9 protein-coding genes are annotated in these 7,316 nt (G+C 66.8%); 2 read left to right on the top strand and 7 right to left on the bottom strand.

Annotated features, from left to right (window positions below):
* The 5 genes from GH737_RS15340 to GH737_RS11750 all read right to left on the bottom strand — a co-directional run.
* Positions 1-186 (bottom strand): hypothetical protein (locus GH737_RS15340; protein WP_196233131.1); only part of this gene is annotated, 186 nt, incomplete at its 3' end.
* Between the two features lie 126 nt (positions 187-312).
* Positions 313-1,566 carry a spinster family MFS transporter gene (locus tag GH737_RS11765; RefSeq protein WP_155265000.1) on the bottom strand — a complete coding sequence of 418 codons (1,254 nt, stop codon included), beginning with the start codon at positions 1,564-1,566 and terminating at the stop codon, positions 313-315.
* Positions 1,563-2,720: a kynureninase/PvdN C-terminal domain-containing protein gene (locus GH737_RS11760; protein WP_155264999.1), complete on the bottom strand. Its 1,158-nt coding sequence runs from the start codon at positions 2,718-2,720 to the stop codon at positions 1,563-1,565. Before GH737_RS11760 ends, GH737_RS11765 begins: the two co-directional genes overlap by 4 nt.
* Positions 2,717-3,484, bottom strand: coding sequence for a tryptophan 2,3-dioxygenase (locus GH737_RS11755; RefSeq protein ID WP_155264998.1), 768 nt, complete (start codon positions 3,482-3,484; stop codon positions 2,717-2,719). Before GH737_RS11755 ends, GH737_RS11760 begins: the two co-directional genes overlap by 4 nt.
* A 46-nt stretch (positions 3,485-3,530) precedes the next feature.
* Positions 3,531-4,001: an outer membrane protein assembly factor BamE gene (locus GH737_RS11750; RefSeq protein WP_155264997.1), complete on the bottom strand. Its 471-nt coding sequence runs from the start codon at positions 3,999-4,001 to the stop codon at positions 3,531-3,533.
* Between the two features lie 143 nt (positions 4,002-4,144).
* Here GH737_RS11750 and GH737_RS11745 point away from each other — a divergent pair, with 143 nt between their 5' ends.
* Both GH737_RS11745 and GH737_RS11740 read left to right on the top strand, forming a co-directional pair.
* Positions 4,145-4,657: a ubiquinol-cytochrome C chaperone family protein gene (locus tag GH737_RS11745; RefSeq protein WP_155264996.1), complete on the top strand. Its 513-nt coding sequence runs from the start codon at positions 4,145-4,147 to the stop codon at positions 4,655-4,657.
* Positions 4,654-5,178, top strand: coding sequence for a YceD family protein (locus tag GH737_RS11740; RefSeq protein ID WP_155264995.1), 525 nt, complete (start codon positions 4,654-4,656; stop codon positions 5,176-5,178). The genes GH737_RS11745 and GH737_RS11740 overlap by 4 nt, the downstream gene beginning before the upstream one ends.
* Here GH737_RS11740 and ssb read toward each other — a convergent pair.
* Together ssb and GH737_RS11730 are read right to left on the bottom strand one after the other, a co-directional pair.
* Positions 5,175-5,651: a single-stranded DNA-binding protein gene (ssb, locus tag GH737_RS11735; RefSeq protein ID WP_155264994.1), complete on the bottom strand. Its 477-nt coding sequence runs from the start codon at positions 5,649-5,651 to the stop codon at positions 5,175-5,177. The genes GH737_RS11740 and ssb overlap by 4 nt on opposite strands.
* Positions 5,652-5,716: 65 nt before the next feature.
* The gene (locus GH737_RS11730) at positions 5,717-7,174 is read right to left on the bottom strand and encodes an FTR1 family iron permease (RefSeq protein ID WP_420853449.1); all 1,458 of its coding nucleotides are present in this window, start codon (positions 7,172-7,174) and stop codon (positions 5,717-5,719) included.
* Positions 7,175-7,316: the final 142 nt, after the last annotated feature.

The raw sequence follows: 7,316 nt of genomic DNA, 5'->3' as shown, positions 1-7,316 counted from the left end.
TTCGGCGCGCTGCCTCTGCGGCGCGGCACGCTCGGTCCGTTGCGCCCTCTGCTGACGCTGAGCGTTCTGACCGCCGCCGCGCTCTGCCTTTTCGACCCGATTGCCGTCGTGTCCGCCCGGCTTCGCACTGGCCGGGGCCGCGATCGCCAACGCGGCGACGCCGGCGGCGAGAAATACCCTGGTCATCACAAATTCTCCTCTCGAACGGCTAAAACGGCCCGTCCGTGTCACCGTTCCACACTTAAACGGATGGTACTTGCACTTTAGCGCACCAGGGTGAACCTGAAATGTCTTGAACGTTCAGATACTTAGTTAATTTTGGTCGCTCACCCACGAGGCGCGCAGCGAGCGCACGGAAAGAAACATCAGCAGCGCCGCGACCAGATAAAAGCCAAGACAGGCGACGGCGGCGTTGCGCAGTGCATCGACGCCATAGGTCGATTTGAGCGCATCCGAGAGCCGTCCCATTAGCAGCGGGCCGACGCCGAGGCCGATGAGATTGTTGATCAGCAGGAAGCTCGCCGAGGCGGTCGATCGCATCGCGCGCGGGACGAGATGCTGGACGGCGGTAATCACCGGGCCGAGCCACAGGATGTTCACGGCATTGCCGATCAGCAGCAGCGGCCAGGCAATCCACAGGCTCGGCGCCATCAGCCCGAGGCCCCACGTCGGTACCGAGACGATCCAGGCGATCGCGGGGAGCCTGGCGTACCAGGCGCGGTCGCGCGCCCCGAGGCGGTCGGCGAGCCAGCCTCCGCCGAACACGCCGGCGCAGCCGCCGATCAGCAGAAGCGAGGCGAGGAAATTGCCGGTCGTCAGGAGGTCGAGCCCGAAGCTGCGCATCATCACCGAGGGCGTCCACAGCGCCAGCCCGTAGCCGCATAGCGAGCTCGCCGACGAGGCGAAGGCGAGCAACCAGAACGCGGGCTTGCGCGCGAGCATCGAGAACACGCTGCCGAGCGGCGCTTGAGCCGCCACCGCGCGCCTGGGCAGGTCGCGCACGACCAGCCACAGGACAGGCGCAAGAACGACTCCGGCGACGCCCATGACCACGAATGCGGCCCGCCAGTTCACCGCATGCGCGATGTAAGCTCCGATCAATGTGCCCGCGGCGAGGCCGATCGGGATTCCGAGCGAGAAAATCGCGAGCGCACGCGCGCGGCGCTCGGGCGGGAAATAATCCGCGATCAGCGCATAGGAGGGGGCGACGCCGCCCGCCTCGCCGACCCCGACGCCGAGACGGAAGAGGAACAGCTGGCCGAACCCCGCGGCGGTGCCGCACAGGGCCGTGAAACCGCTCCAAACCGCCAGCGAACCCGCAACAACGGCGCTGCGGCTGGTCTTGTCGGCGAGGAACGCGAGCGGGACCCCGAGCGCCGAATAGAGCAAAGCGAAGGCGAGGCCGCCGACCGCGCCGAACTCTGTGTCGGAGAGATTCAGGTCCGCCTTGATCGGCTGGGCGAGGATGCCGAGGATCTGTCGGTCGAGGAAGTTGAAGATATAGGCGACCAGCAGCAGCGCGAGGACCAGCGATGCGCTTCGCTGCGGAGCGGCGGCCGTGGTCATGAAAGTTCCCCAAGGAAGCCTGCAAGTCGATCGACGTCCGCCTCGTCGTGATAGAGCGCAAAGCCGATCCGGAGCACGTCGCCGCGCACGTCGGTGATGCAGTTTCGCGCCTTGAGCGCTTCGTACCAGCGCTGCGCTTCGGTGCTGCGGAAGGCGAGGAACCGGGCGTGCGGCGATCCGTCGAGCGGATTCAGCAGGTCGGCCGTGTCCAATGCCGTGCCGTTGAGCGATTCAGTCAGTTGCTTCTGCAGGGCCATCACGTGCGTGGAAATGTCCGCTGTCGTGAGGCCGTTCTGTTCGAGCATGCGCTGCACGGCGTTGAACCTGTAAAGACCCGACGGGTCGAACGTCGCGCCGAGGAAGCGGCTCGCGTCCTTCGCATAGCCGACGGTCCCGGGAGGCAGGCTCAAGTCCTCGAACTCCGCGAACCAGCCGGTTATCCGCGGCCGCTCACCGAACCCGGGCGGCGCGTGCATGAAGGCGCAGCCCTCGCCCGCCATCGCATATTTATAGCCTCCGCCGAGGTAGAATGCGGTGCGCGCAGCCGCCTCGCCGAACGGCCGATCAAGGGCCATGAAGGCGTGATAGCCGTCGATAACCACCCACGGGCCTCCAGGCATTCCAAGCGCGGCGACCTCATCCACGCGATCGAACACGGTACCGCTGCCGAACATCACCTGGCTCACGAAGATGAACTCGTGGCCGCCGTTCTTCGCGGTTCGAATGAACCGCTCGGGGAAGGTGCCGAACGGTTCGACCGGGATTCGCTCGACGGCGGCCGCGCCCGCCTCTTCCCATCGCGCAAGCTGCCGCCGAGCACTATGGAATTCGCCGTCGCTGGTCAGCACGCGGATGGGCCAGTTCGAGGAGCAGGCAGCGAATAGCCGCACGAGCAGTTCGTGGGTGTTCGGCGCGAACACGATCGCGTCGGGCTGCCCGCTGCCGAGCTCGCGCGCGACATGGGCCTGGGCCTCAGGCCAGACCTCGTCCATCACCTTGTCCCACTTGCGGTCGGCGAGGCGCGCTGCGTCATCCCACGCCTGCATGTGGCCGTCGAAGCTGGCGTCGGGCCACAGGTGATGGCTGTGCGCGGCGAAATGCAGCCGCCCCGGATCGGCCGAGAGGCTTCGCGCGAACAGCGATTTGAATCTCAAAGATCGGTCCTCAGCGACCACAGCTCCGGGAAGACGCGCTTGTCGAGGGTCGAGCGGAGGTAGGGCGCGCCGGCCGAGCCGCCGGTGCCGCGCCGGCTGCCGATGATCCGCTCGACGGTGAGGACATGCTTGTGGCGCCAGCCGGCGAGCGCATCGTCGATGTCGACCAGCTTCTCGGCGAGTTCGTACAGCTCGAACCAGCGATCGGCGTCGCGGTAGACCTCGAGCCACGCGGCCGCAAGCGCGACGACCGAACGGTCGCCGACATCGAACCCGGCGCGTTCGAGCGCCGCGGTCGCCGCTTCGCGGAGGCTGGGTTCCGAAAGCGCCTGCTCGAGCGCCGCGCGCTCGCGGCCCCCTTCCGGATAGTGATTGACGAAATTGGGTTCCTTGAGCCCGAGACGGAACTCGATCTCGCGAAACTGTTCGGACTGGAACCCCGAGGACGTGCCGAGAACGTCGCGGAACTTGAGGTAATCGACGGGAGTAAGCGTCGAGAGCACGTCCCACGACAGGGTCATCACTGCCTGGATGCGGCTGATTCGCGCCATCGCCTTGTAAGCCTCGGCGAAGCGGTCTGCCTCGACGAGGCCGATCGCCAGCCGAAGCTCGTGCAGCATCTCCTTCATCCACAGCTCCTTGGTCTGGTGGATGACGATGAACAGCATCTCGTCGTGCAGGTCCGACAAGGGCTGCTGCGCCGAGAGCAGCTGGTCGAGCTGCAGATAATCGGCATAGGTCATGCCGGCGGGGGTTGCGGTCATGCCGACCGATTAGGGGAAAGGGCCGCGCTGCGGAAGCGCCGCGCGGTTACTGCGGACGGTTGCCGCCGTAACCCGGCATGCCGGCCGAGCCGACCGAACCGATATTCCCGAATAGCTCCTCGAAGAAGCTCTTGCTTCGGCCGAGTGTCGGCGTGCTTCGGCCTGTGGGATCGACGTTGAGCACCAGCTCCTTGCCGGTTTTCTGGATCGACGCGACATTGCCCGCCGGATCGAAGCGGACGAGCATCACCGTCTGCTTCGTCACCCGCGGGTTGCGGAAGGCGAACTGGTTGGTGTCGCGCGACACATAATACCAGTCGGTGGGCGTAAACTGGCCCCGGAGCGTAGGCGTGCCGAGCAGCTTCTGGACCGAAGCCTTGTTGTCGACACCGGGCTGGATCGAGCTTGCGAGCTGCGGGTCGATGACCGCGCCCTTGTGCGCGCGATTGCTGGCGCAGCCGGCGGCGAGCAGCGCCGCGGCCGCGATCGTCGTAACCCTGAACAAGCCGAGCTTCATCGTGATCCTGCTTCCTTCCCTCGACGCTCGAAGCGCGCCGGACGTGCGTCGCTGCCTTGCATGGCGCCGCTGCGCCCTCAATATGGCCCTCGCGCCAAATCGCAAGACTGCGGGCCGGCGGCCCAGGCAGCGCCAAGGGACCTATGCTCGACTTCCTGTTCCGGAGATTAACGGCCGAGCCACCGCGCGGAGCGGCGCTGTTCGACGCGGTTACGCGCATCGCGCGCGAGCCGCACTGGTATGTCGAAGGCGCCGTCCCCGACATATTGGACGGTCGCTTCGCGATGCTCGCGACGGTTACCGCTCTGGTGCTGGTGCGGCTCGAATCGGACGGCGAGGATGGCGATCGAGCGGCGGTCGCGCTCACCGAACGGTTCATCGAAGTGATGGAATCGGAGCATCGCGAACTTGGCATTGGCGACCCGGCGCTCGGCAAGAAGGTGCGCACGCTGGTCGGCTCGCTGGCGCGACGGACCGACCGCTGGCGGGAAGCGGTGAGTGCCGACGGCGACTGGGCATCGGCCGCGCGCGACAGCCTCTACAAAGCGGGGGTGGCGCCGGATGACGTTGACCACTCCACAGCGGCGCTCCGGCGGCTGTGGGCGAGGCTTGGACATACCGGACTCGACGACCTCGAGCAGGGGAATCTCGCATGACGGAACGCTTCGCCCACCATCTGCGCCTCGACCAGATCCGCGACGGCGAGCGGCTCGACCTCGTCGCCGACGAGTCGGAGCGGCGCGCAATCGCCGAGCGGCTCGACTTGAGGGCGCTCGGCCGCTTCGAGGCGCACGTGGCGCTGTCGCGCACAGGCCCGCAGATCCGCGCCGAAGGACGGATCATCGCATCGCTCGAGCAAAGCTGCGTAGTCACGAACGATCCTGTTGCGGCGCACGTCGACGATGCGTTCACGCTCCTTTTCATGCCCGAGCCGGAGCCGGAACGGCCGGACGAAGAGATCGAACTCGGGGCAGAGGATTGCGACATCGTCTTCTACGATGGCGCGGCAATCGACCTCGGCACCGCGCTGGCGGATACACTCGCGCTCAGCGTCGACCCCTATCCACGCAGCGCGAGCGCCGATGCCGCGCTCAGGCAAGCCGGGGTTCTGGCCGAGGAGCAGGCCGGTCCGTTCGCCGCGCTCGCCGCACTAAAGAAAGGAAGCGACGAAGCCTAAAACGGAACGTCGTCGTCGAGGTCCGTGTCGAACGCTGCAGGTTGCGGGCGCGACTGGGTGCGCGAGGGCGCGCTTCCGAAATCCTGACCATCTTCGCTGAACGACCCGCGGGACGCGCCGCCGCCTTCGCGGCTGTCGAGCAGGGTCAGCGCACCGCGAAAACGCTGGAGCACGACTTCGGCAATCTTCTGTTTCTGGCCGTTGGCGTCGTCATATTCGCGATATTGCATCGCACCCTCGATGTAGACCTTCGAGCCCTTGCGCAGAAAGCGCTGTGCGACGTCGCCGATCTTCTCGTCGTAGATCACGACGTTGTGCCATTCGGTTCGCTCCTGGCGGTCGCCGTCGCGAGTCCAGGTCTCCGACGTGGCGAGACTGAATTTCACGACCTTCCCGCCGTTGTTGAACGTTCGCGACTCGGGATCCCGTCCCAAATTGCCGATCAGGATGACCTTATTGACGCTGCCCGCCATCGCACTCTCCATTGCCGTGCCGGAGCGATAGGACAGCGCAAGGACCGATGCCAGCCCCCGCGCGGCTATGCGGTCGCCGTCTGCGCCGATCGCCGATTCCACATGAAGCCGGCGATCAGCACGACGAGAGTCAGGAACTGGATGGCGACGCCCTGCAGCGTCGGAAACACCCCCAGGATCGAGAGCCTCGGCCAGTCGACAAGCGGGTGGATCGAGATCATGCCCGCCTCCTGCAGCGCGGCCACGCCCTTGCCGGCAAGCACCACGGCAAGCACCGCGACCAGCGCCGAGCTGTAGGCGAAGAACTTGCCGATCGGCAGGCGCCGGCTGAACCGTAGCATGGCGATGGCAATTGCCGCGAGCACGACCACTCCGGCGAGCCCGCCGGCGACGAGGCTGGCGACGCTGCCTTCCGCGGCCATCGCGGTGAAGAACAGGATCGTCTCGAACACCTCGCGATAGACCGCGATGAAGGCCAGCGAGAACAGGAACCAGCGCGAATCGCCGGTCACCGCGCTGTGCAGCTTGTCGCGGATGTAACGCTGCCACTGCCCGGCCTGGGCCTTGCCGTGCATCCAGATGCCGACGAACAGCAGGACGGCCGCGGCGAGCAGCGACCCGAATCCTTCCGTCAGCTCGCGGCTCGCGCCGCTGACGGTGATCAGGCTCGTCGCCACGAACCAGGTCAGGGCGCCCGCGGCGAGCGCGCTGGTCCAGCCGTAATGGACCGGCCGGGTGAGCTCCGGCCGGTCGGCCTTGTTCAGGAAGGCCAGCATCGCGACGACGATGAGAAGCGCTTCCAGACCCTCCCTGAGCAAAATGGTGAAAGCGCCGAGGAACGCCGACGCATCGCTCGCCTGATCGGGCGCCAGCGCGGCTTCGGCCCGGTCGAACAACGAATCGACCGTCGAGACCTGCGCGGCAATCTCGTCTGGGGCGCGGTTCGCGGCGATGCCGGCGCGAAGCTCGCCCATCTGCCGTTCGACCTCCGCCAGCAGGGCGGCGTCGCGGGCGCCGAGCATCGGTTCGACCGGCTCGAAACCATCGAGATAGGCGGCAAGCGCGAGCCGCTTGGCTTCGTCGCGATTGCCGGCGCGATAGGCGGCGAGACTCTCGCTGAGCCGCTGGCGCGCAAGCGCGAGAGTTGAGCCTTTGGCGGTCACCGCATCCGGATGCGCGCGCAAATAAGCGATAATCGGACCCGCCTTGTCCTCGCCAATCTCCTTTGCGAGCTCGGCTTCCGAGAGCGAGCTCAGCGCGTTCAAATCCGGGATCCGCGCACGCAGCGCCGGGTCCGAATCCCAGAGGTCCTTGCCTTGCCGGGCCAGCGCGTCCGGGAAGGCGAACCGGCTGGCCTGATAGGCGAGCGCCCATTTGTCGGCGTCGGGAAGCTGCGCGAAGCTTTGCATCGCGGTGCCCTCGAGCCCCTGGTTGATCACCTGGTAGAGCGCGAACGGGCTGCGCTCGCGGGCGCGGCTCCGGTCGGCAAAGGCGATCGGGGGCGGGTCGAGTTGCCGCGCCATGGGCGTGTCCGCGTGGCCCGTCGCCGAGATAGACGACGTTGAAGCCGACCATGCCGCGGGCGATCTCGAACCGGCCGCGCAGCCCCTGCTCGAGCGCTTCGATGTTGCTGATCCCGTTCTGAAGGCTGATGACGGTTGCGCC

Source organism: Sphingomonas segetis (genome assembly GCF_009720245.1).
Classification (GTDB): Bacteria; Pseudomonadota; Alphaproteobacteria; order Sphingomonadales; family Sphingomonadaceae; genus Sphingomicrobium; species Sphingomicrobium segetis.
This window is presented reverse-complemented; position numbering and strand designations above follow the sequence as displayed.